We start from the raw sequence: 21797 nt of genomic DNA on the forward strand, positions 1-21797 counted from the left end.
GATGGAGCTCGGCGACCACCTCCTGATTGTGCCGATCGTGCTGCCGCTGGTCACCGCAGCGCTGCTGCTGCTCTTCGACGAGCGCCGCCACATCCTGAAGGCAACGATCGGCACGCTGTCGACGCTGGCGCTGGCCGGGGTCTCGATCGCACTTCTCGCGATGATGAGTTCCGGCACCGGCCCGGAATCTGTGGCCTATCTGCTTGGCGACTGGCCGGCGCCCTTCGGCATCGTGCTGGTGCTCGACCGGTTGTCGGCCATGATGCTGGTGACTGCCAGCCTGCTCGCCGTCGCGGCGCAGCTCTTCGCGCTGGCGCGCTGGCGCAACAGCGGACCGCATTTCCACAGCCTATTCCAGTTCCTGCTGATGGGCCTCAGCGGCGCCTTCCTGACCGGCGACCTGTTCAACCTGTTCGTCTTCTTCGAGGTGATGCTCGCCGCCTCCTATGCGCTGCTGCTGCACGGCTCCGGCGCCGTGCGTGTCCGCGCCGGGCTTCACTACATCGCCATCAACCTCGTCGCCTCGTTTCTCTTCCTGATCGGCGTCAGCCTGATCTACAGCGTCACCGGCACGCTCAACATGGCCGACCTGGCAGGCCGCGTCGCCGGCCTGTCGCCGGATCATCGCAGCCTGCTCGAGGCCGGCACGGCGATCCTCGGCATCGCCTTCCTGGTAAAGGCCGGCATGTGGCCGCTGTGCTTCTGGATGCCGGGCGCCTATGCGGCGGCGGCCGCACCAGTCGCCGCGGTCTTCGCGGTGCTGAGCAAGGTCGGCGTCTATGCCGTCTTCCGCCTTTCGCCACTCCTGCTCGGCGTCGACGCCGGATCGTCGGCTGGCCTGCCGGACCTCATGCTCCTCGTAGGCGGCCTCGCTACGGTTGCGTTCGGCATGATCGGCGTGCTGGCCTCACAAGCGCTGGCGCGGCTCGCCGCCTTCAGCATCATCGTCTCGAGCGGAACCCTGCTCGCCGCGGCCGGAATGGCCGATGTCGCGACCACGGCCGGTGCCCTCTTCTACATGGTCAGCTCGACCTTCACGATCGGCGCCCTCTTCCTTCTCATCGAGCTCGTCGAGCGCGCCCAAGACCCGGCCGCGAACGTCCTCGCGGTCACGTCGGAGCTCTATGGCGATGACGAAGGCGAGGACGTCGCGGAGGTCGGCATTGCCATTCCGGCCACGCTCGCCATCCTCGGCACCTGCTTCGCGCTTTGTGGCATCCTCGTCGCGGGCCTACCACCCTTCTCCGGCTTCCTCGGCAAGTTCGCGCTGCTCTCGGCCGCGCTCGGGGCCGGCGGCGAAGGCGCGATCCGGCCGGCGGCCTGGTCCTTCCTAGCGCTCGTCATCCTTTCCGGCCTGTTCGCGATGGTCGCCATGGTCCGCGCCGGCATCCGCATCTTCTGGGCGCCGATGGAGCCGATCGTGCCGCGGGTGCGCGTGATTGAGTTCGCGCCTGTCGCGATCCTGCTCGGGCTCTGCGTGGCGATGACCGTCGGCGGCGGGCCGCTGATGCGCTACGCCACCGCGACGGCCGAGGCGCTGCATGCTCCGGCGGCCTATATCGACAGCGTTCGCGCCACGGCTCGGGTCACGGCGGGAGACGACCGATGACACGCTGGCTGCCCTATCCGGTGCTGACCGCCTCGCTGCTGGTGATGTGGCTGCTCCTCAACGGTGTCTCCGCCGGCCATCTCCTGCTAGGCACCGTTCTCGCGATCGGCGCCGCGCGGACCATGGCGGCGCTGCAGCCCTCCAAGCCGCGCGTACGGCGTTGGGACAGCGTCGTCAGGCTGGTCGCGATCGTCTTCGTCGACCTTGTCCGCTCCAACATCGCCGTGGGTCGCATCATCATCGAGGGGCCCGACCGGCCGGGCCAGCCGGGATTCCTGGTCGTGCCGCTGGCGCTCAACGACCGGACCGCCCTCGCCGTCCTCGCTTGCATCCTGACCGCGACCCCCGGCACGGCCTGGCTCGAATACCGCTCGCGCCGCGACACCCTCCTGCTGCATGTGCTCGATCTCGGCGAGGAGCAGGACTGGATCGACCTGATCAAGAAGCGCTATGAGCCGCTCCTGCTGGAGATATTCGAATGAGCACCGCGATCCTCTCCTGGTCCATTTCTCTCGCGCAGCTGCTCCTCGTTGCGGCGATGGCATGCTGCCTCTACCGGCTCGTCGTCGGGCCTCGGGCGCAGGATCGCGTGCTCGCCCTCGACGCGCTCTATGTCTGCGCGATGCTGCTGCTGCTGACAATCGGCATGCTGAGCGGCGGGACGCTGTATTTCGAGGCTGCGCTGGTCATCGCGCTTCTCGGCTTCGTGTCGACCGCGGCGCTGGCGAAGTTCCTGATGCGCGGGGAGGTCATCGAATGAACGCCACCGCCGACCTGCCACTCTGGGTGGCGGTTCTCGTCGCGATCTTCATCATCTTCGGCGCCGCGGTGACGCTGCTCGGCGCCATCGGGCTCGTGCGTATGCGCACCTTCTACGCCCGCCTCCACGCCCCGACGCTCGGAACGACACTCGGTACCGGCGGCGTGCTCGTCGCCTCTATGATCCTGTCCTCGGCCCTTCAGTCGCGGCTGGTGCTGCACGAGATCGCGATCGCGGTCTTCGTGACCGTGACGACGCCGGTCACACTGATGCTCCTGGGCCGCGCCGCGCTCTATCGGGACCGCATCGAGAAGAAGCCGGGGATACCGCCGTTCGAGAGCGAGCGCTGAGCGACGTCAGCACTACCACGTCGCAAGGCCAATCACGTCGACGCTTCAGCTCGTCGGGCGTCTCGGGCATTAGCAAGCGCTGTACCCTCCGCGAGCGCCGACATGATTCTCACCGATCGCCCTATCTCGTCGCCTATCGACTGGGCCGGACGCACCCTCGCCGACGACAACGATCCGGTCTGACGGAAGCCGGCCTTCGCGAATATGGTGCGGCTGCTGAAGCCCGGCGGGCTCTGCGTCAGCTTCCGACGAAGAAGAAGCCGCGGCGCTTCAGTTCGGGCCCGATCGCCTCGCAGATCTCGCGGTCGCTCCGGGTCAGCTATGGCTGAAATGTCGTCGACCACTTCGCTGAGGTTTGGCGGGAGGCGGACCTGCGAATGGTTGGCCACCTGACCTCGTCAAGGATGACCCGTCCGCGAGCCGCTTCCTCGGCCATGATAACGAGCAGGCCTACATGGCCAAGGGGGCCCCGCCTCTGGGCCACTGACCGATCGCCGATGTCCGCCGCTTCACCTATGCCGGCAACACCCTGCTTCCGACGCAGAAGCCGGTGCAGCCGCTGGCCGAGGCGGTGGCTCAGCCAGCGGATGTCGAGCTCGATACTATCCTGCGCTGGTGTGCGAAAGCGCGAGAGTACCCACCCCGACCCGATGAACAAGGGCTCGACGAAACCACGCTCACAGAGGTGCCCGGATGTCTGCACGGCGCGTATCCGGAGCTGTTCGAGCGCCAGCGGCTGCGCTCGCGCTCGAACTTCTATGATATGTGCACGCCCGGGCAAACTATCGCAGTTTTGCCCGGGCCCTCGCAATATACCCGCGGCTCAGTAGCAAGGCGGATAGGGATAGTAGCCGCAAGTCGGCGCCGGATATGGCGGATAGACCGGATAGGGCCGGTAATAGGGCGCAGCGGCAGCAGCGCCGATTGCGGCACCTGCGACAGCGGCTCCGGCGACAGCTGCACCTGCGCCGGCGCCGTACCAGGCGCCATGGTAGACCGGTGCATGCCAGTAGGCGCCACCATGATAGCCCCCCACCGCCACGCCGCCATGGAAGCCACCATAGCCGCCTCCGTAATGCGCGGCGAAGAAGTCAATGAACAGTGCAGCCGGGCCGTTGGCGCCGGTCAAGTTACCCTCGAGCACTGTGACGTCGAATGTCAGGTTGGTACCGTCCAGCTTGGCTGACTTCAGCGTCACTACAGCGTCGCTTACATCCGAGCCATCGCCGCCCAGCACCGAAATGGTGGCATTCGGCGGGTCTTTCGCAAAGCTGTCCTTGCCCTCGTCCCACTGCTGGATGAACTGAGCCGTGGTGACGTGGCCTGCGGCGCGAACCGGCCGATCAGCGAAGACGATCGAGTTGGCCGAAACGCCTGTCAAGATGAGCTTGTCGCCCTCGAGACGCGCGCCAGCCGAATTGATCACAGCCAGCGAAGGCTCCGGGCCGGTCGGCGTAACCTGGCCGATCGTCTTTTGCAGCGGGACATGCGGCGACTTGGCGGCTTGCTGCGCCTCGGCAGCACCCGCCGAGAGGGCCATTGCCGCCAACAGCATTGCCGTTTTAGCCATTTGATGGGCCGTCATGATTGCGTTTCCTTTGTCTATAATTTTAGAGCCGCCTTTATCCGCCTTGCCGGGGCGATCGGTGAGCTGAAGGGATGGGCAGCAGCGAAACGGCGGCGGCCCATCCGATGACGTTCAGATAGACTACTTCACTTCAACCGCGAGCGCAGGCGACCAGTTGCCGCCGATCATGCCCTCCAGGCGGCCAACGTCCATCATATCTCGTCAGCAGTCACAAATACGATTGAGACGAACGCTGCGCTTTCCGACCATTAGGGTAAAACGCAGAGGAACCCCCCTCCTGATCACGGCAGGGCCGGTGTGCGAAAGCCAAAGCGAACCTGCGACTACTTGCGAGCACAAGCGAACTAGACCGGATGTCGGAACCCGACCGTTTTCGGAGCACATGTAGGGAGCAAGATTCGTCTCTCTGCCCCAAGAGCGGTCAGCGCCGAGACGATCCGTCACGACAGCAAGGGCTATCTGACGATTGACCCAGCCGTGTTCCGAGCGCCGTCGCAAGCGACCTTCCTAAGGCAGTCGGCGAGCAACTGGCGGCTCACCAGATGCCGATCAACCACACCGCCATCGATGCACCGGCCACCGTCGCGGCGTGGCACGACAAGTCGAGCTGGTACGTCCTCAGCACGAAGGACCTAGTTCTCGAGCCCCATGCGCAGGAGTTCTTTGCAGGGCTCATCAAGGCCAAGGTGACGAAGGTCGACGGCAGCCACGCTTCGCTGGCCTCCCATGCCGCTGAGGTCGCCGCGGTCATCGAGGCTGCGGCCGGCGCAAAATAACTGCGGAGATCAATGCCACCGCCGGGAGGCTACGTCGCGCTCCCGGCGGTGGCTCAGGTTGGAAGCCAGCTCCAGCGGTTCTGAAAACGAGCGGTTTCCGGATCCCGGCGTCGGCTTCCAATTGACCGAATAGCGGTCCTGTATGACCAACGAAGCAGCGCCTATGGCAACAGATCAGAGCGAATAGCTATAGAACCAGATCCGCTAGAATCCGGCCGCCCAGCTCTACAAGTGCGTACGTGCGGGCACAGGCCATTGCTCAACCGGCGGGCGCACAACGATCTTCTTTTAGTTGGGCTTCCACGCGATGTAGGCGCGCTTCGAAAGCGCATCGAGGAAGACCATACCCTCCTCTGTGCCGCACATATGGGGCGTGCAGGCGGAGCCGAAGTAGTTGTTACCCTTAAACTCCCCCGACCCCACGCCAGAGAGGATCGCTTGAAACGCAATTCGGTCGACGCCTAGAAGCTCGACGAGCTGGCGAGCAATCTCGCCGTAAAAGAACAGCTCGCTCGGGTGCCCAATCGTCCTCGATCGAAGGTCGCTCCAGCCCTTGTCACTGTCGACCCTGTAGACAACAGGGTCGCTGTTGATGAAGCCATCAGACGGCGTCCATCTCCAGGTCGCCCCATTCTGGCCGGGAACCGCATTGGTCTTGAACTGCAAGCTGTCGCGGCTGGCGGTCATCTCGGCATAGGAACAAGTATCGATCGGACCATAGGTATTGGGAGGGCCGGAAGACGGGAATGAGATGACGAGCGGTGAGCTCCGGTCGCCGGCCAAATCTGGTTAAACAGCTCGCCAGCTCGGCGGATAATTCGCCAGCCATAAATGCGCCCGATGCACCACGAGAACGCGTCGGGCTATATAGTCGAGAGACGCTTTCTGCTCAGTTAGCCTCGTCGGTCGGTTTGGCAGCGTCAGGGAGCATCGGGAACGCCTGCCGCAGCGCGCGTTCGCCGCGGATGATCTTCATCTTGTCCTCCAGCACATTCGCCGGATTGAATGAGGGCGGGAACGATCGCGGCGGGAAGTCGTCGAAGGTCGCGACGAACTTGAAGACGTCATCCATCATCCCGTAGGCAGAACCGACATGATTGAGGTTCCAGTCCCAGTAGGTATTGGATGTGATGTCGGCGCGCTCATAGGGGTCCTGCATCAGATTGAAGATCTTCTGTAGGCGCAGGGTCGTGAAGGGCTCGGCCCAGAGCCCCATCGTTCCCTCCTTGCGCTGCTCGGAGAAGACGTATTTGTAGTCGCCCTGTCGCATGCCGACGAGGAGCCCGTCGTCATCGGCGTAGAAGAACTCATTGCGGGCGCTTTTTGCGCCGTTGTTCTTCCCGATCGTCCCGGTGACCGTCTCCAGGAATGTGGCCTGATCGAAGCCATCGAGATGGACCTTGTAGGCTTTACCGTTCAAGGTCGTGCCCGCCTTCAGCTCGTCCACGAGCTTCGGATCGCCAGCGATATCGGCGAGCGTCGGCATCCAGTCATTGTGACTCATCAGTTCGTTCGTGACAGTCCCCGCCGCGATATGGCCTGGCCAGCGGACCATCATGGGCACACGGAATGCGCCTTCCCAGTTGGTGTCCTTTTCTGAGCGGAACGGTGTCATTGCTCCGTCCGGCCAGGTGTTCATGTGGGGGCCGTTGTCGGAGGTGTAGACGACGATCGTGTTGTCGGCGATGCCCATCTCATCAAGGGCATTGAGGATCGTCCCGATCGTATCGTCATGCTCGATCATGCCATCGATATATTCGCTGTCGCCATGGGTGTAGCGGCCGCGATGCTCCGGGCGCACATGCGTTCGCAAATGCATGCGGGTCGAATTGAACCAGACGAAGAACGGCTTGTCGGCGGTGTGCTGGCGCTTCATGAAGTCGATGGCGGCCGCCGAGGTCTCATCGTCGATCGTTTCCATCCGCTTTTTGGTCAGCGGGCCGGTATCGACGATCGTCTGCTTGCCGATCTTGCCAAAGCGTGGGTCGACGGTGGGGTCATCGACATCCGTTGCCGTTGTCTTCAGGACGCCCCTCGGCCCGAACTTTGCCAGATAGGCAGGGTCCTTGGGATAGTCGGGCAGCTCCGGCTCCTCCTCGGCATTCAGGTGGTAGAGGTTGCCGAAGAACTCGTCGAAGCCGTTGACCGTCGGCAGCGTATCGTTCCGGTCGCCGACATGGTTTTTCCCGAATTGGCCGGTCGCGTAGCCGGCATTCTTGAGAACGACGCCTATGGTCGGATCAAGCTGGCTGAGACCCATCGGCGCTCCGGGATAGCCGACCTTAGTGAGGCCGGTGCGCAAGCCGTGCTGGCCAGTGAGGAAAGCCGCGCGACCCGCCGTGCAGCTCTGTTCGCCATAGTATTGCAGGAACCGGGCACCCTGTTCTGCGATGCGGTCGATATTGGGCGTGGTGTAGCCCATCAGACCGTCGCTATAGGCGCTGACATTGGCGATGCCGATATCGTCACCGAAGATGACAACGATATTCGGCTTGGCTGTTCCCGAAGATGCTGGCTGGGCCTCTTGAGCATCGCTTGCCTCGAGCCCTGCGAAGCCAATCAAAGCGGCTGCGGCGCTCGCAAGCAAGAGTGGATAGATTCGCATTTGAACCCCCTCCATTGCCGACCCCAATGAGGTAGTCGACGACCCTCCCCGATGCCCCAGCCTATATTGCCTCCATGCGGCTGTCGCACCGAAAAGTATACTTCGATAGGCGTGGGCTAGACCGTATTCGCTCGGCAGATGCCGCCACCAGCAGTCACCCGTCCTGCTTCGCGCCGCGCGACCCAATCTTGAGCGACCCGTCCGGTAACGGCCGCTGCAGGCGCCGCAGCCGCCCCAGACCAAGGCAAAGGGGCCGACGCATGAGCGGGTGTTGGACGGATCCATTTTTTGCCCTAGCATCGGCGCCGGATAGCAAGGGCGCAGCATTTGAAAATAGTGCGATCGATCTGTTTGGCTTCTGCCTTGGCGGTGTTGGCTTCAAATCTCGCCTTTGCCCAAGATGCTCAAAACGCCGCCAATAACCCGCTGACACCAAAGATTACAATCGGGCAATCGCAAGATCGACGCATATGGCAGTTGGTTGTCAGGGCTAAGGCGCGGCCGGGAGGGCGGTGGCGAAGCCTTAGTCGAGCCGAAGACGATCAGAGGCGTTCACGAAGACCGTGCTGGTTCTAGTGGTCTTTGCAGACATTGCGGCAGGGTTCGCACTTTTCATCATTCCGCCCTTGGCAAGGGCAATTGCCGCTGGGCCTGCCGCTGGAGGCGTCGCGGCTGAGGTTACGAGCGTCGCCAGTATTGCCTTGGCTGCCCTGGGCGTCGCCTGTTGGTCGGGGCCATCGATCGGAGGGATGCTGATCTATAGCGTAGGATTCACAGCCTATCTCGCCTTCGTTGCGGCGTAGCGACAGGCATCCTGCTTTGGACCGCTGTGCTCCGGCATGTAATCATGGCTGCGATGTTGGCTCGTAATCAATCGAGAGATTTCATGAGGCGAGCTTTACCCCATCGACTGGCCGCAGCTCTCGGACGTGATCCGTTCCACTCGCCCCTCAATGGGAAGGATGTAAACAATGTGAAGCATCTGCCTCGGTTTGCTCCGCGACGCCCCCGCTGTTCTCGCCCTAAGTGCAGCCTGGACCAATCCGATCCCCGGTATCAAGCAACATATCGGCACCGGCCTGCCCGAGTTGACTGCCGTCAGTTCGGGTCAAGCAACACTAAGCGCCGCTCGGCCAAGCCCCTTGGCGAGGTAGAGGGCCCGGTCAGCACGGGCCAGCCAGGAATTCTTGTCGTCGGCCGCCCCGAGCGCAGCTATGCCTATACTGGCACTCAGCTGCCCCCGGGCAGGATGGGGCATCTGAGTTTTGGCAAGAGATGCGATGATCCGCGTGGCAACGGCAACACCGCCGTCTTCGTCAGTACCTGCCAGGATCAGCGCAAACTCCTCGCCGCCAAATCGCGCGAGAACGTCGTCGGGTCGCCGTGGAAACGACTGCAAGAAGGCCGCGAAACGCGCCAGTAAATCATCTCCGGCCTGATGACCAAGACGATCGTTGACCTCCTTAAAATGATCGAGATCAATCAACAGCAACGTCGCGGGCGTCGATGTGCGGGTAGAGCGCCGAATGGCCCTCGGCATTTCTTCGTCGAGTTTGCGCCTGTTATGGATCCCGGTCAGGCTATCCGTGTTGCTCTGTTCGCGCAGCTGGGTGTTGTGAAGTGTCAGAGACAATTCGTGACTCGTTATGGCCGCCAGATCGAGCAACGTTTCCAGCTCGAAGTCTGCCGGTGTCCCTGGGTCGGTTCGCATGATGCACAGCGTGCCCAATACGTTCGAGCCTTCACCGCGGATCGGCACGCTCGCATAAAATCGCCAAGGCATATCTCTCGCCAGTGGGTGGCCCTCGAGCTCAGGCGCCGTGCGCATGTCCTCAAAGACCAGCGATTCGCCCGAAGAAATCACCAGGGTGCAGACGCTGGCATCCCGGGCCACGAAATCATGCAGCACATCCGATGTCTTCGCCTTCATCCACTGCTGCTGCGCGTCGACGAAACTCAAAAACGCGATGTCGGCGGCATAAGCCTTCGCAGCAATGCGAGCTATCCGGTCGTAGCGTTCGTCACGGGCAGTGTCCAGTATTCCATACTGTGCCAGGGCTTCGAGCCGCTCGATCTCATTCGAGGGCGCCTCGGGAGGGATCCACATTGTCTGTCGGCCTTTCAATATTTTGGATCCGAACGTGCGCGGACGACCTGGTGACCGGCTCGAACCGGCCGAGCTCAGTCCTTGAGACTTTGAACGACGGCATCTACATCGGAAAGATCTCCTATGATCAGATGCTCCCGACCCTTGATGCTGGCGATCAGGGACGGCGTGACAAAGATGCGGCGGGCGAACGCAGCCCCTTTGTCCTTCAGGACGTCGACGACTGTCACCGTTGCCTGCGAGTCCAGACGCCGCACAATCTCGGCAAGATTGGTGGCCGCCCGTCTTGAGTTGAGGCTGTCGCCAGCGACATAGAGCTCCAGCGCAATACCGCTTGGCACTTTGGCAAGGTCCGGCGCGCGCATCATTCTGCGATCCGCTCGCCGGCCGCGGTGGTCATTGCACTCCGCAAGCGCGACATCTCGCCCCGACGTTCGGTCTCAAACAGGATGCTGGCAGCCGCTTCATCGGCCAGTCTTTGGACATCGCCCTCTTTTTCTGCCAGTTCCGCGGTGAGCATAGCAATGCGTTGCGCCAGTTCCTCGACGCCGCGCTTCGCCTCATGATAGCGAAGCTTGGCCTCGGCCTCGGCCTCCCGAATGGCGCGCTGATTGCTTCGCTCCTTCTGCCATCGCAGGGAACCCATCAGCACCTCGCCGTCCTCTGTATAAGCATCGGCTATCGAAACGCCTCCGGCAGCGAGCAGAAGCTCTCCCACCTGGTTGGAGTGGGCGGTACCGCGAGATTTGACGATGGTGAGCGCGCGGTTGCGCTCCCCATTGCTGAGCACATAGCTGAGGTGGATCCAGGTATCGCAAATGGTCGACACGTAGGATCGGGACGATTCCGACTCCCCGGCGGCGCGATCGAGCAGGCTTGTCAGGACAATTGTGATGTTTTCCCTTTTGCAAAGCTCAATGATGCGTCGCACAGCACGCTGTGAAATCGGATCTGCGGTAAATACGGAGATCGGATCGATCACCAAGTGACTGGGCCGGTGTCGTTCGACTTCCGTCCTGATTTCAAAAGCGAATTCATCCGGGCCTGCAGAACGATCCGCAATGCTGTGCATGCGGAGCAGACCTGCATTGATGTGCCGCTGGAGATCGATGCCGACAGACGCGACGTTGCGGACGATCTCCATCGGACCTTCGTCAAAACAAATGCTCAGGGCGCGTTCTCCGCGCTTGCACATCGTGTCGACGAAGAGACATCCAAGCGTTGTTTTCGCTGTCCCGGGCGATCCGGAGAGCAAGGTGCTGCTGCCTCGGAAAATCCCCCCAGCCAGCATGACGTCAAGATGCGGGACGCCAAGAGACAGCCGCTCGCTCGATACCGGCAGTATTCGCGGCTCCGCCTCGATGCCCTCCACCTCGATGCCGCCCGCGGTCATCAAGAATGGCAAACGACGCAGCATATGGTCCGAACTGCGATATTTTTGGATTCGAATGCCGCGAGGCGAAGCGCCATCCTCGGTTTCGCGGGAAAGCTCAATGACGCAGTCTGCCATGTAGAGAGCAATCTCTTCGAAACCGGTCGTAGAGTCGCTGCCCGCCTTGATCGTCAGGATCACCATCGAGTCAATTCGATTGATGAAATCCTGCAATCGCAACAGTTCCGCCCGTTGAGCTGTTGCCGTCCCTAGCAGGGCAAGAAGAGTGTCGATGCCGTCGAAGACAATGCAGGACGGCCAGTCGGGGGCCGCAGCACCTTCTGTCATCGCCAGCAGGCCGGCGATGTCGAAGGATCCGCTCATAACTGTCTCGGGCTTCGGTCGCCCGTCGATCACAATCAGCTTGCCGCTCTCCAGCAGGCGACCACCCTCCCATGCAAACGAATTGATATCGGACGTTATTCCGTCGGCGGACTGCTCAAAGGTGACCAGGATGCCCGGCCGACCACTCTCGTTGATTCGGTGGACGAGCGTCTGCAAAGCGAAGACTGTTTTACCCGTACCCGCCCCTCCGATCGCCGCGGTGACCCTCCCAGCCGGCAATCCACCGCCAGACATCCTGTCGAAGCCCGTGATGCCAGTAGAAACCTTTCGGGTCATCTGCCCCTGCACGTTGTCGAACTTACCCATAAAGGATTCCCGGTTGCATGACCGATGCTGATTGTTCACGCAGGCCATACTTGTTCGCCCAGACCATCAGATCTTCGGCCGGCATAGGACGCCCGTAAAAGTAGCCCTGACCCTTGTCGCACCAAATACTCTGCATAAAGTCGGCCTGCTCTTTCGTCTCGATGCCTTCTGCGATCACGACAAGATCGAGGCTGCGACCCACCGCGACAATTGCACGGACAATGGCACTAGCCCGGGAGTCCACGAAAACGTCTCGGACGAAAGATTGATCAATTTTCAGGTAATCACAGGGGATATCGCGGAGATAAGCGAGGGACGAATATCCAGTACCGAAATCATCGATGGCAATCCGGACGCCCGTTTCGCGCAACCCGGCTAGAAGCCGCATGCTCTTGTCCTTGGTGTCCATCGCGGCGCTTTCGGTGATTTCGAGCACGAGGCGCTCTGGCGGCAATCCGGTGCTAGCGACGGTAGCCGCTACTCTTTCTCCAAATGTCTTATCCATTAGCTGCAAAGCCGAGACATTGACCGCGACGGTTACGTGACCCAGAGGCCCGCCCTGCCATAGCGTTACCTGCCGACAAGCCTCCTCCAGGATCCAAGCGCCGAGGCCAACGATCAGCCCGGACGCTTCGGCAAGGGGAATGAACTCGGACGGAGGGACCAACCCGCGGCCGGGGTGGCACCACCGGATTAGGGCCTCGGCGCCCACGATGCGTTCATCCGCTAAAGCAACCTGCGGCTGATAGACGAGAAAAAGCTCCCCGCGTTCCTGCGCTGTCTCAAGATCAATCAACAGGGAGGGCTTTTCCAGCCGACGTCTTTCACCGGCAGCGCCCACCCTTGAGCGATGCGCTGCATTCATCAGAACCAGGACAAGCGCAACGACTAGCGTGGAGGCCTCGATGGCGAGGGTCTTTCCGTCGTTATCGAAGCCTGACCGCACTGCGATCAAGCCAAGCACAACGCAAACTCCGACCGTGATAGAAACTTGATGTCGGAAAACGCGTCCAGCGGATCCGTGGGCGAGCAGGCTACGCAAGGGAACGCGGTAGGCGCTCCGACACAATATTGCGACGATGCAAAGCAAGCCGGCGATGACGGTGGTCGGTGAAAGGACGCCGCCGAGATCACTAACACCATAAATATAGACTATCGCCGAGAATATAGGCGGATACGTTGCGACAACAGTTAATATCTGCGCAGAGAAATGAGCATTTATTCTGATGCATATCAGAGCCGCAGCCAAGAGGCCGATCATGATAGAGGCACGTAGACCCATCGAGATCGGTAGACCCGAAGCCGCCGCTTCCTTAAGGATTTCGCCGAACGGCGACCAAGCTTGAAACGCATCATTGCGGCCAGTGAGGATCGTCAACAAGCGGATCCAGGCGATAGTGCCGCCCAAGATCGCGAACGCGACACTAGCGTTGCTGCGGCGCATCGGCCGCGCCAGCAATACTGAGAGACCAATACAAGCGATTGCGCAGGCAGTGAGCGGATGTGTCGCTGAGCCAGCGGGAACTGGGCGCCACAGCCGCTCAATGCCAAGCGCGTAGCCGGCAAGCACCATCACCCCGACACAAACTGCTCCTAGCGCGGCCAATGGTGCCATCATCATCGCAAGGCGGATGAAAGGCTCGACACGTCGGCGTGGCGCTAGCATCAGGCTGTATACCCTCCGTCAGGGTGTGTGCTCCAATGCGAGCCTACACTGCTCCTTGTTGCAACATCACCCACCCACCAAGCTTTGGAGTTATTTCTTTCGACGTGGCGGCGACCTTCGCGACGCTCGCGCAGTTCGGTGCGCCCAAGGCGTGGCGAGTGATCGTAGGGACGCGCGGCCTTAAAGGCAGCGTCCTGCCCGGACGGCGCTATGCGCGCGGCGGATATCCCGCCCTGGCCAACGAGGTCCAGTTGGAACGAACGTTGAGGGAGGTCACCGGCGACGCTCCTCGCGCACTGATCTTCGCGTTCGTCCAAAAAACCTATGACGCTTGCGCGGCTCCGAACCTCGACCTGGCCAGATACGAGCAACTGCTGAGCGAGGAGTCCTAGGTCGGCGGACCGTCCCGAAAACGAACGTTTCCGTACAATGCTTCGATCTTCTTGGTCCGATTCGTCAGCCCGGCAACGATCTCCGCTAACCATGTCGGATTTCAAATGACCGAATAGCGGTCTCCAATCGGATTGCCGCACCCGACCTTGCCAGCCGCGGTCGTCACGGTGCCGCAGATCCCTCTCCCCGGCCCAGAGATGGAACACGCGATTGAGCTCCAGATGGCTGACGACCTGCCCAACGATACCACTCGCCTCTGACTGTCGACCCAATTGGTACAGCTAACAAATTGGTAGCCATGAGGCGCTGTTTGATCCCACTGATGGCAAAAGTGGTGAAGTGCCATGAGTTGCAAGCGGCGATGCGAATATGAGCGCGTCGCACGCGAACGCGCTGCATGAGCGGCAGCGACAATCCTCGACCAGCCGACAGCCGATCTCGCGACCGGCAATGCCCAGTTCGTATGCCCTTGCAGCGGCGGCCGACGGTCAAGACCGTGTTGGTGCCAATCGGCTTGGGCAACCGCAGACATATTGCGAGGAACGTATCGCGCCACCCGGCCACTAAGATGGTGGGCTGCCAGGACGCGTTGTTTGACGGCAGGCCTCACAGCCGAACGAGCCCGGAATATTCAACCATCCGGCCACTGTCGAGTGAGATCACGGCGCGGAGGCCGCGTCTCCCGACCACCATGAATACGATGGCGTCATCGCGTGTCTCCTTGACGCGGAGGCGATTGCCGTCCCCATCCTCGATCAGATCGGCGTCGAACGGGCTGTCGTGCAGGCCATTCGCCTCCATGAACTCGACATTGCTGAGTTCGATTTCGGCGCTTGTTTCGTCGTTGCGCTTCTGAGCACGGCCCCATAAAAGTCCGACAATGGCCGAGACAATATGAACGCCGACCAGCCAAGGCAGGGTCACCGAGAAAACTACTATGGCAACCGAGCCGGATAAATAGGTACCGGCGCAAATCGCGAAAACACTGCCTAGGACGCGCGCTATCACCTCCGATCGTGTTCTGTTGCCAATGTTACGCGCTAGACCACGGTAACCCCAGATCGTCAAAAACAAGACGGCCAGCACAGTGATCGCGCCTGATGCTTGTTTTGCGCCCTTGTAGGCATCGCGCCCAAACGATGCGCCAAAGCCATAGACGGCACTCCTCGCCAACATTTCGATCACCGGCGTCCCCCAAAGTCGGTGGAGACGAATGCGACAGGCTGATTCATGTGAAGGGCTCAATCGGGTTGCGAGCAGAACGGTGTGCAACGAGAGCGTATCATCGGCTTAAAATGATGGCTATAGACCGTGGTTTAATAGACATCGTCCCGCCTAGCTGCGGCTATGAACGGTCGCCAGCTAGTCGCGTGGAATCTTCGACGCCTGCGCGTTCTCCGGCAGCTCTCGCAGGAGAAACTGGCAGTCGATGCCGGTATCGACCGCGCTTACCTCGGCAGTCTCGAACGTGAGCAGGAAAATCCGACCGTCGACTTGCTTGACAGGATCGCCGCAGCACTGAGCGTATCGGTCGCCGCGCTCTTTGAGGTTCCCGACGCCGACAGTCCGAAACCACAGACCCTTCGGCGGGGAAGGAAAGCCGCTAGCTAACGCGGCGCAGATCCAGATCCGCATCACGCACTGATATTCTGGCAGTACCATCAAGTTTCAATTGATGGCGGCACCCGCAACTACGTGACTCAAGGTCTGGTCGATTTCCGATGTTGGCCCAAAGCGGTCTTCCCGACACGACTCGGCGAACGTCCGCTCTGCGCCCTCGTTGCAGTCGTTCGACAGAACGTATGTCACCTCCCGAAGCCGTCGCTACCGTTGGGCAAATCTAAGACCGTGAAGCTCGCCGCGGTGCCTCAAATTCGTTCCGCAATATGTGCTGCCATAGGGATCGCGGGCTGGGCGCCGGACGAGGCACAGCAACTGCACGATGCCATCGACGTGTCGACGCCGATCGGCCTCCGCGACCGCACCTTGGATCAACCTGATGGCCTATTCCTTCGCCCGCATTGACGCCGTGCTCAGCATGAAAGTCGAGGATGTCTTCATCCAGAATCGACGGCTCTGGGTTCGGCTGCATGATAAAGGCGGCAAGCAGCACGAGATGCCCCGCCACCATGATCTCGATGCCTATCTGCAGGCCTATATCGATACCTGTGGCCTCGCCGACGACCCGAAGGGCCCGCTGTTTCGCACGATCGGCCGGGGAAACGACCAGCTGACGACCACGCCCCTCACCCAGCCCAACGCCTATGCCATGGTGCGGCGGCGGGCCGCTGCAGCGCTCATCCCTAGAAGTCGCAACGCGATGGCGAGCGCGGCCAAACAAGCGCAAACGGCATTCACGGCCAAGTCTGGCGGTGAGATCGTTTCCGAAATCGACGTCGCTTCATAGTAATGAATGACGACTGCCGATGGCACCGTACTGAATGACTCCGCTACAGGCGCGAGAGCCGCATATCATCGCGTCTTCACCCAGGCTCTTACCCCTTCCATGGCGGCGAACTCGCTGATGCTGCGGGCGGGCATGCAATATGCGCCGGCAGCCATCTCGGCGAGAGCGTGGCCGGGGCCGAGTTCCAGGAAGGCGGTTGCGCCGGCCTCGAGGCAGGCTTGCAGGCAGGCGTTCCAGTGTACGGTCCGGCTGATCTGGGCGGCCAGCTTGTCCAGGCCAGCATCGGGGTCGAAGACGGCTTGTCCATCAATGCCGCTGAGAAGCCGGTGTCTCCGAAGCGCACGGGTGTCGATGGTCGTTCCGGCCAGATCGATCCGAAACTGTCGCGCTGCATCGGCGAGCCGTGGCGTATGCGAAGCCACGGCAACAGGCAGTCTGACGACCCGGTACGCGCCTGCCGAGACGGCATCGGCCGACAGCGCTGAAAGGGCATTGGCGCTGCCGCCCAGTATGACGCCGCCGCCCGGATTGACGATCGCGACGGCGGCGTCGTGTTCTGTCGCAAGCTGGGCAATGCGGACTTCGTCCAGGCCGCGAAGGGCCAGCAGTCCCTCGCCCGGCCGACTGGCGGCATCCATTAGCTCGGCCCGCTCTGCCGCCAGACGGAGCACATCGGCTGGCGCGATAGCTGCAGCCACGCCCCAGGCAGTCAGTTCGCCGATGCTGTAACCCGCCACAATGAAACTGTCGGGCATCACGTCGGCGAGAGTCGCAGCGGCCGCGAGACCTTGGAGGACGCAGAGGATCTGCCCAGTCCGATTGGCTTGCAGCGTCGTTGCATCCGCCTCAAGCACCATTCTGCGGGGATCGCGGCCGCCGAGCAGGGCGGACGCCAGCGAGAAGAGTAGTTGGGCGACGGGCGCGTCAGCGGTCAGGGCAAACATGTCCGGGCCCTGATGGGCTTGTCCGGAGCATAGAATCGCGAGCGGCATGGCCCGGCCTCACGGAAACAGGAGCGCGATGGCGATGGCGAGCGTCGCGATGCTGACGATCGTGCTCGCTGCCACCATGGAACCGAGCGCCGCTGAATCCTGTCGGTAGCTTATGCCAAACAGGATGCCGAAGAAGCCGGACGGCACGGCCGCGATGAGGATCACCAGGCGCGCAGTTTCGGTGCTCACCGGAACGAGTGCCACGATTGCCAGCGCGAGCAGGGGCCGGGCTATGTCCGCGACGGCCGTCGCGCCTAAGATCCGCCAGTCAAGCCTGAAGGGCTGGGCCGAGAGCACGAGGCCAGTCAGGAACAGTGCGACGCCGGCCGCCGCTTGACCGATCAATTGCAGTGCGGCCTTGGCAACGGGATCGATCGGCACCTCCAGGAGCGAGCAGGCGACGCCGAGAAAGGGTGCAACGACTACGGGCTTGGTAAGGGCGCGACGGAAGGAACTGAGCACACGCGTGATCGCCGACAGCTCTGGCGAACATTTGTCCGCGCTAAGTTCTACCATCACGAGGGCAAACGGGGTGACGAGAATGGACCCGGCGGCAAGCGCCACGGCGATCGGAACGGTACCACTCGCTCCGACGACCGAACCGACGATTGGCAGGCCGACCCCTGCAAGATTGGGGAACGCGATTGTGAGGGCTTGAAGCGCCGCATCGGCCTTGGACGCCTTGAGCGCGATCCGGGCCAGCGCGTACCAGAGGAACAGAATGACGAGCATCACCACGGATAGAATCACAAAGAGCGGCACCTGCTCCGCCATCTCGCTCCGCGATGCGGAAGCCGTCGCCACGAACAGTGCCGCCGGCAAGGAAAAGCTCATGACCAGCTTGTTGAAGCCGTCAACGTGATGGTTCTCGACGATGGAGAGCCGGCCTGCCGCATAGCCGAGCCCGAGCACGAAAAAGACGGGCACAAGTGCGAGCAGGATTGCGGCCGTCATGACTCTCGAACTCCCTCGATGGCGTCCACCAAGAGGGTCGCTGCCAGAAGATCGGCAGCGCCACCAGGGCTAAGGCGCCGGCGAACAAAGCGGCGATGGATCGAGGCTGCGCGATCGCGCCAATCCGGGTGGGCAACGCCGCCTTCGGCCAGGAACAGTCGTGACTCGTACTGCGCGAAGGTGAGCCCATCTCGGCCGCCACGATGAAGAAGATTGGTATCCTCCAGGGCGGCGATCAGCGCGAAGCACGTCTCAACGCGCTGGGCTTCAGGATCGCCCGGCGCCTTGTGCCTTGCCATCGCGAGAGCTGGTAGGCCGATCCGATAGAGGCTTGGAAAGCCGGCGGCGGCCTCAGCTCGGGCGCCTCCGGCGCTGAAACGACGTCTCGCCTCGCTGCCATGGCTGTGCAGCACCATTGGCCCCGCCAGAATCTCGGCGCCCCACAGCGCTCGCACCGTTTCACCGAGCGAGGCCCTTGCGGAGATGCGTCTTGCGTCGCGTGCACCGCTGGCAGCACAGAGGAGGCCGATGCCAAAAATAGCGCCCCGATGCGCATTGATGCCACCGGTTGCCGCCACCATGGCCGCCTCTGCCGCAATGCCGATCGTGCGCAGCGCCGCCATGTCAGCGCCATCGGCGGCGGCAAGATATAGCAGTCGCCAGAACGGCGCGATGGCGAAGGCGCTCTCGCGAAACAGCGCCGCATCCATGTCGTCATGGCTGCCGCTGTCGACATGGCTGACGAGTCCCGGCTTCGGCCAGGTTTCGAGTTCGCGCAGCAGTGCCGAGAGCGCAAGCAGCGTGACGCGAGAGGCCTCAATCTCGCTGCTCTCCTCCGGAATGCGGCGAGCGGCACCAAAGGCTGCGCGGGATGGGCTCATATGCCAGCTCCGCCCGAGAGAATTGAGTTGGAAGGACCGAGTGAGAGCCCGTCGGCGGTCCGGATCAGGACCGGGTCGCTGTCGCGTCCGATCTCGCGCCATTTGCAGGCCGCGCCATCCGGTCCCATGAACTCGCCGTCGAGACGCATCGGCGCGCGCTGGGCGATCGTTGTGAGATCTGCGGCCAATCCAACGAGATCGGTCTCTGGCCCGATCTCGATCAGCAGATCGAGATCCGAGGCGGGTGTCAGAAAATCGAGGCCGGTGAGAAGCTGGAACGCCGCGCTCCCGAACACGCGCATCGTGACTGCATGCTGCTCTCCAAGCAGAGAGATCCGCGCCGCTGTGCAATGCCAAGACAGCGGCAAGGTGGAGAGGCTATCGGCCAGCGTCGGGGGCCTCATAACGCGGTCAATGGCTTCGAGGGGAAACAGGAAGACGAGCCGCCTCTTTCCGTCGGCGGGCGGGGTGGGCAGCCCGAGCGACACCCCGGCTGGCTCGCCGGCCAATGACCGCCGCTTCACCAGCGGCCGGTTGCATGTGGCCCATTCTCGGACCAGAGTATCGGCCGCGTAGCCGCCGAGGCCCCTCCTCCAGCTTTGCGGCCGTATCCAGGCGAGATCGTGCCGACGCATCAGTCTCGGGCCCCGGACAGGCCGGCGTGGCGAACGCGGGCAGCGATATCGGCTGCCAGGGTTCGGCCGCCTCGCTCCTTACCGAGAGCGCCGCGCCGGTCGACCGTGTCCGGCATCGCGGCCAGAAGTGCGCCGAGCTGTCTGTCGAGAGAAGTCCTATCGCCCCAGACAGCATAGACGGCGCCGGTCTTAGCGAGATTGTCGAGGCCGGGCGCGAAGACCGCCGTCGACTTCGCCTTTTCCTCGAGCACCTCGATCGGCAGCTTCGTCACGCGGGACATCGACGGCAGATCCATGACGGCTGGCTCTGCGCCCGGAATGGCAACGAGGACGCGCGTGGCCAGCGCAGTGGCCAGAAAGGCGCCGGCTGCCGAATGGCCGTAGAGGATCCCGATCGTAGGTCGCCCCTTGAGATCGGCGAGGATCAGCGCCTTAGCAAGGTGCGAGAGATACTCATTGAGCCCCAGCAGTTCGTCTCGCTTGCTCATGCGCTGGCTGCCGCTATCAACGAGGACGAGTATCGGTCCCGTTCCTCGGTCGATCGAGTCCATCACCGCTTTCGCGAGAACGATCGCCTCGTCGACACCGATCGGCGCATGATCGGTGACGCCGAGCACCAGTGCATCTGATCCGTCCGGTAGCCTCGCCGATCCGACGAGGACGCCCTTGTCGACATGAATGTCGTGTCCGCTCGGAAAAAGCGACGCGAGAAGGTCAGCGAGCGTCATGGCCGTTCACCCCGAACTGGTCTGCGAGAGGAATAAAGGTCTCGGCTGGCATGCCTGGGACCGACTTCGGATCGGGGATGCCGAGCGCGGCCCAGATGTCGAGCCCGTCCTCCATCGTGCCGAAGCGCTGGACGCGGGTGTCGAGCCGTTCCTGCTCGGCAGCAAGCACGGCCGCATCGATTGCGCCATTTTCCCCGATGCACTCGATCGCGGCCGCCCGAAAGGCCGCGACCGCGTCATCGACGAATGTACCGGCCGCACCGATCAAGCGGCGATGCTTGCCGCCCATGGTGCGCCAGACCAGCGCGCGGTCCCGCGAGTCGAATTCTTCGACGCCGCGGTTGGTCTCGATGACCTCGGGACCCGACACGGCGATTCGTCCCTGCTCGGAGATGACGAGTGCGGAGCAGCACGCCGCGATGAGACCGCCGCCGCCGTAGCAGCCGGCGCGGCCGCCGATGAGGCCGACGACAGGAACGCCGGCCGCGCGAGCTTCGATCACAGCCCGCATGATCTCGGCTATGGCGAGTTCGCCGGCATTCGCCTCTTGCAGGCGGACGCCGCCCGTATCGAACAAGATTAGGACGGGCGTCGACGCCAGATCCCGCGCCGCCTTCACGAGACCTGTCAGCTTTGCCCCGTGCACCTCGCCGAAGGCCCCGCCCATGAAGCGACCCTCTTGCGCCGCCACGAGCACATCGCGGCCGCCGAGCCTCCCCCGTCCAACGGCGATGCCATCGTCGAACTGATGCGGGAGATCGAACAGCGCCAGATGCGGGCTGACGACGCGGTCCGGCGGCGCCAGGAATTCGGCGAAGCTGCCTGGATCGAGCAGCAGATCGAGGCGCTGGCGCGCGCTCGCCTCGTACCAGCTCCGCGGCCCTGCTCCGGCAGGCCGACTTCCGACAGGGTCTCCGCCGCTCTCGGCCCGGCTTACGTGCATGGCTGATCCTCCTCGATGAGACGGGCGGCCTGTGCCAGGCGGATCGCGACGATGTCGGGCCTTGCGCCGCCGTCATTGATTGAGAAGCGGACGCCGCCCGGCGATCGCCGCTCCACGAAATCGCGAGCGACGGCCTGCCAGACGGGACCGAATCCGGCGATGGCGGTGCTGATCTCCAGGTGACACTCCTCGGCCGCAAGAACGCGTTCGGCCAGCACCTCGAGATCGCCCGAGCCGACGACGCCGACGATCGCCATGGCGCGCCGGCCGCGGGCCGGCTGTGGCGCCTGCAGTTGGATGGTCAATGTCTCCATCGCCTT

24 protein-coding genes are annotated in these 21797 nt (G+C 62.6%); 8 read left to right on the forward strand and 16 right to left on the reverse strand.

Translation table 11 applies throughout. The annotated features are described in order from the left end of the window. The first annotated feature begins 1 nt into the window (after position 1). The 4 genes from BUB39_RS20735 to mnhG are packed head-to-tail and all read left to right on the forward strand — an operon-like array spanning position 2 to position 2719. Positions 2–1609 carry a monovalent cation/H+ antiporter subunit D gene (locus tag BUB39_RS20735; RefSeq protein ID WP_073057642.1) on the forward strand — a complete coding sequence of 536 codons (1608 nt, stop codon included), beginning with the start codon at positions 2–4 and terminating at the stop codon, positions 1607–1609. Further along, a complete protein-coding gene (locus BUB39_RS20740) occupies positions 1606–2091 on the forward strand; it encodes a Na+/H+ antiporter subunit E (RefSeq protein ID WP_073057643.1) in 486 nt (161 codons plus the stop codon). The genes BUB39_RS20735 and BUB39_RS20740 overlap by 4 nt, the downstream gene beginning before the upstream one ends. Further along, positions 2088–2369: a K+/H+ antiporter subunit F gene (locus BUB39_RS20745; protein ID WP_073057645.1), complete on the forward strand. Its 282-nt coding sequence runs from the start codon at positions 2088–2090 to the stop codon at positions 2367–2369. The genes BUB39_RS20740 and BUB39_RS20745 overlap by 4 nt, the downstream gene beginning before the upstream one ends. Next, on the forward strand, positions 2366–2719 hold the full coding sequence (gene mnhG, locus BUB39_RS20750) for a monovalent cation/H(+) antiporter subunit G (protein ID WP_073057647.1): 354 nt from the start codon (positions 2366–2368) through the stop codon (positions 2717–2719). Before BUB39_RS20745 ends, mnhG begins: the two co-directional genes overlap by 4 nt. A 238-nt stretch (positions 2720–2957) precedes the next feature. Here mnhG and BUB39_RS26020 read toward each other — a convergent pair whose 3' ends face one another. Together BUB39_RS26020 and BUB39_RS20760 are read right to left on the reverse strand one after the other, a co-directional pair. Continuing rightward, positions 2958–3038, reverse strand: coding sequence for an ATP-grasp domain-containing protein (locus BUB39_RS26020; RefSeq protein WP_280174678.1), 81 nt, complete (start codon positions 3036–3038; stop codon positions 2958–2960). A gap of 504 nt (positions 3039–3542) precedes the next feature. Continuing rightward, complete coding sequence (locus BUB39_RS20760; RefSeq protein WP_084527800.1) at positions 3543–4304, reverse strand: hypothetical protein; 762 nt, start codon at positions 4302–4304, stop codon at positions 3543–3545. Between the two features lie 545 nt (positions 4305–4849). Here BUB39_RS20760 and BUB39_RS20765 point away from each other — a divergent pair. Beyond that, entirely contained in the window at positions 4850–5083 is a 234-nt protein-coding gene (locus tag BUB39_RS20765) for a hypothetical protein (protein ID WP_425292927.1), read from the forward strand. Between the two features lie 288 nt (positions 5084–5371). Here the strand turns inward: BUB39_RS20765 and BUB39_RS20770 are convergent, their stop codons facing one another. The 6 genes from BUB39_RS20770 to BUB39_RS20795 all read right to left on the reverse strand — a co-directional run bounded on the left by BUB39_RS20770 (position 5372) and on the right by BUB39_RS20795 (position 13451). Beyond that, positions 5372–5770, reverse strand: a complete 399-nt coding sequence (locus BUB39_RS20770; RefSeq protein ID WP_073057649.1) for a hypothetical protein — start codon at positions 5768–5770, stop codon at positions 5372–5374. A 202-nt stretch (positions 5771–5972) separates the two neighbouring features. Continuing rightward, the gene (locus BUB39_RS20775) at positions 5973–7688 is read right to left on the reverse strand and encodes an arylsulfatase (RefSeq protein ID WP_084527802.1); all 1716 of its coding nucleotides are present in this window, start codon (positions 7686–7688) and stop codon (positions 5973–5975) included. A 1108-nt stretch (positions 7689–8796) separates the two neighbouring features. After that, positions 8797–9795: a GGDEF domain-containing protein gene (locus BUB39_RS20780; protein ID WP_073057653.1), complete on the reverse strand. Its 999-nt coding sequence runs from the start codon at positions 9793–9795 to the stop codon at positions 8797–8799. Between the two features lie 74 nt (positions 9796–9869). Next, complete coding sequence (locus BUB39_RS20785; RefSeq protein WP_084527804.1) at positions 9870–10163, reverse strand: circadian clock KaiB family protein; 294 nt, start codon at positions 10161–10163, stop codon at positions 9870–9872. Next, on the reverse strand, positions 10160–11878 hold the full coding sequence (gene kaiC, locus BUB39_RS20790; RefSeq protein WP_073057654.1) for a circadian clock protein KaiC: 1719 nt from the start codon (positions 11876–11878) through the stop codon (positions 10160–10162). The genes BUB39_RS20785 and kaiC overlap by 4 nt, the downstream gene beginning before the upstream one ends. Next, positions 11871–13451: a putative bifunctional diguanylate cyclase/phosphodiesterase gene (locus tag BUB39_RS20795; RefSeq protein WP_073057655.1), complete on the reverse strand. Its 1581-nt coding sequence runs from the start codon at positions 13449–13451 to the stop codon at positions 11871–11873. Before BUB39_RS20795 ends, kaiC begins: the two co-directional genes overlap by 8 nt. Before the next feature lie 197 nt (positions 13452–13648). Between BUB39_RS20795 and BUB39_RS20800 the strand changes: the two genes are divergently transcribed. Continuing rightward, a complete protein-coding gene (locus tag BUB39_RS20800; protein WP_073057658.1) occupies positions 13649–13936 on the forward strand; it encodes a hypothetical protein in 288 nt (95 codons plus the stop codon). 607 nt (positions 13937–14543) lie between these two features. Here BUB39_RS20800 and BUB39_RS25285 read toward each other — a convergent pair. Next, positions 14544–15122 (reverse strand): hypothetical protein, encoded by a 579-nt coding sequence (locus BUB39_RS25285; RefSeq protein WP_139251562.1) that lies wholly within the window; start codon positions 15120–15122, stop codon positions 14544–14546. Positions 15123–15284: 162 nt separating this feature from the next. Between BUB39_RS25285 and BUB39_RS20810 the strand changes: the two genes are divergently transcribed. Next, a complete protein-coding gene (locus BUB39_RS20810) occupies positions 15285–15548 on the forward strand; it encodes a helix-turn-helix domain-containing protein (RefSeq protein WP_073057662.1) in 264 nt (87 codons plus the stop codon). Between the two features lie 388 nt (positions 15549–15936). Then, positions 15937–16344 carry a site-specific integrase gene (locus tag BUB39_RS20815; RefSeq protein ID WP_139251563.1) on the forward strand — a complete coding sequence of 136 codons (408 nt, stop codon included), beginning with the start codon at positions 15937–15939 and terminating at the stop codon, positions 16342–16344. A gap of 65 nt (positions 16345–16409) precedes the next feature. Here BUB39_RS20815 and BUB39_RS20820 read toward each other — a convergent pair whose 3' ends face one another. From BUB39_RS20820 to mdcC, 7 genes are read right to left on the reverse strand one after another with little or no spacing between them, the layout of a single operon-like run. Beyond that, complete coding sequence (locus BUB39_RS20820) at positions 16410–17336, reverse strand: acyltransferase domain-containing protein (protein ID WP_073057664.1); 927 nt, start codon at positions 17334–17336, stop codon at positions 16410–16412. A 9-nt stretch (positions 17337–17345) separates the two neighbouring features. After that, complete coding sequence (locus tag BUB39_RS20825) at positions 17346–18290, reverse strand: AEC family transporter (protein WP_073057666.1); 945 nt, start codon at positions 18288–18290, stop codon at positions 17346–17348. Continuing rightward, positions 18287–19171, reverse strand: coding sequence for a triphosphoribosyl-dephospho-CoA synthase MdcB (mdcB, locus tag BUB39_RS20830; RefSeq protein WP_073057668.1), 885 nt, complete (start codon positions 19169–19171; stop codon positions 18287–18289). The genes BUB39_RS20825 and mdcB overlap by 4 nt, the downstream gene beginning before the upstream one ends. Next, the gene (mdcG, locus tag BUB39_RS20835; RefSeq protein WP_073057670.1) at positions 19168–19806 is read right to left on the reverse strand and encodes a malonate decarboxylase holo-[acyl-carrier-protein] synthase; all 639 of its coding nucleotides are present in this window, start codon (positions 19804–19806) and stop codon (positions 19168–19170) included. The genes mdcB and mdcG overlap by 4 nt, the downstream gene beginning before the upstream one ends. After that, positions 19806–20534: a biotin-independent malonate decarboxylase subunit gamma gene (gene mdcE, locus BUB39_RS20840; protein ID WP_073057672.1), complete on the reverse strand. Its 729-nt coding sequence runs from the start codon at positions 20532–20534 to the stop codon at positions 19806–19808. The genes mdcG and mdcE overlap by 1 nt, the downstream gene beginning before the upstream one ends. After that, the gene (locus BUB39_RS20845; protein ID WP_073057673.1) at positions 20521–21477 is read right to left on the reverse strand and encodes a biotin-independent malonate decarboxylase subunit beta; all 957 of its coding nucleotides are present in this window, start codon (positions 21475–21477) and stop codon (positions 20521–20523) included. The genes mdcE and BUB39_RS20845 overlap by 14 nt, the downstream gene beginning before the upstream one ends. Next, positions 21468–21791 (reverse strand): malonate decarboxylase acyl carrier protein, encoded by a 324-nt coding sequence (gene mdcC, locus BUB39_RS20850; RefSeq protein ID WP_073057675.1) that lies wholly within the window; start codon positions 21789–21791, stop codon positions 21468–21470. Before mdcC ends, BUB39_RS20845 begins: the two co-directional genes overlap by 10 nt. Positions 21792–21797 lie beyond the last annotated feature (6 nt).

Source organism: Kaistia soli DSM 19436 (genome assembly GCF_900129325.1).
Classification (GTDB): Bacteria; Pseudomonadota; Alphaproteobacteria; order Rhizobiales; family Kaistiaceae; genus Kaistia; species Kaistia soli.

What these genes read in the sequence shown, in the direction of transcription:
- BUB39_RS20735 (WP_073057642.1), top strand. Translation starts at nt 2, where the DNA reads ATGGAGCTCGGCGACCACCTCCTGATTGTGCCGATCGTGCTGCCGCTG.
- BUB39_RS20740 (WP_073057643.1), top strand. Translation starts at nt 1,606, where the DNA reads ATGACACGCTGGCTGCCCTATCCGGTGCTGACCGCCTCGCTGCTGGTG.
- BUB39_RS20745 (WP_073057645.1), top strand. Translation starts at nt 2,088, where the DNA reads ATGAGCACCGCGATCCTCTCCTGGTCCATTTCTCTCGCGCAGCTGCTC.
- mnhG (WP_073057647.1), top strand. Translation starts at nt 2,366, where the DNA reads ATGAACGCCACCGCCGACCTGCCACTCTGGGTGGCGGTTCTCGTCGCG.
- BUB39_RS20760 (WP_084527800.1), bottom strand. Translation starts at nt 4,304, where the DNA reads ATGACGGCCCATCAAATGGCTAAAACGGCAATGCTGTTGGCGGCAATG.
- BUB39_RS20765 (WP_425292927.1), top strand. Translation starts at nt 4,850, where the DNA reads ATGCCGATCAACCACACCGCCATCGATGCACCGGCCACCGTCGCGGCG.
- BUB39_RS20770 (WP_073057649.1), bottom strand. Translation starts at nt 5,770, where the DNA reads ATGACCGCCAGCCGCGACAGCTTGCAGTTCAAGACCAATGCGGTTCCC.
- BUB39_RS20775 (WP_084527802.1), bottom strand. Translation starts at nt 7,688, where the DNA reads ATGCGAATCTATCCACTCTTGCTTGCGAGCGCCGCAGCCGCTTTGATT.
- BUB39_RS20780 (WP_073057653.1), bottom strand. Translation starts at nt 9,795, where the DNA reads ATGTGGATCCCTCCCGAGGCGCCCTCGAATGAGATCGAGCGGCTCGAA.
- BUB39_RS20785 (WP_084527804.1), bottom strand. Translation starts at nt 10,163, where the DNA reads ATGATGCGCGCGCCGGACCTTGCCAAAGTGCCAAGCGGTATTGCGCTG.
- kaiC (WP_073057654.1), bottom strand. Translation starts at nt 11,878, where the DNA reads ATGGGTAAGTTCGACAACGTGCAGGGGCAGATGACCCGAAAGGTTTCT.
- BUB39_RS20795 (WP_073057655.1), bottom strand. Translation starts at nt 13,451, where the DNA reads ATGGTGCTTGCCGGCTACGCGCTTGGCATTGAGCGGCTGTGGCGCCCA.
- BUB39_RS20810 (WP_073057662.1), top strand. Translation starts at nt 15,285, where the DNA reads ATGAACGGTCGCCAGCTAGTCGCGTGGAATCTTCGACGCCTGCGCGTT.
- BUB39_RS20815 (WP_139251563.1), top strand. Translation starts at nt 15,937, where the DNA reads ATGGCCTATTCCTTCGCCCGCATTGACGCCGTGCTCAGCATGAAAGTC.
- BUB39_RS20820 (WP_073057664.1), bottom strand. Translation starts at nt 17,336, where the DNA reads ATGCCGCTCGCGATTCTATGCTCCGGACAAGCCCATCAGGGCCCGGAC.
- BUB39_RS20825 (WP_073057666.1), bottom strand. Translation starts at nt 18,290, where the DNA reads ATGACGGCCGCAATCCTGCTCGCACTTGTGCCCGTCTTTTTCGTGCTC.
- mdcB (WP_073057668.1), bottom strand. Translation starts at nt 19,171, where the DNA reads ATGAGCCCATCCCGCGCAGCCTTTGGTGCCGCTCGCCGCATTCCGGAG.
- mdcG (WP_073057670.1), bottom strand. Translation starts at nt 19,806, where the DNA reads ATGCGTCGGCACGATCTCGCCTGGATACGGCCGCAAAGCTGGAGGAGG.
- mdcE (WP_073057672.1), bottom strand. Translation starts at nt 20,534, where the DNA reads ATGACGCTCGCTGACCTTCTCGCGTCGCTTTTTCCGAGCGGACACGAC.
- BUB39_RS20845 (WP_073057673.1), bottom strand. Translation starts at nt 21,477, where the DNA reads ATGCACGTAAGCCGGGCCGAGAGCGGCGGAGACCCTGTCGGAAGTCGG.
- mdcC (WP_073057675.1), bottom strand. Translation starts at nt 21,791, where the DNA reads ATGGAGACATTGACCATCCAACTGCAGGCGCCACAGCCGGCCCGCGGC.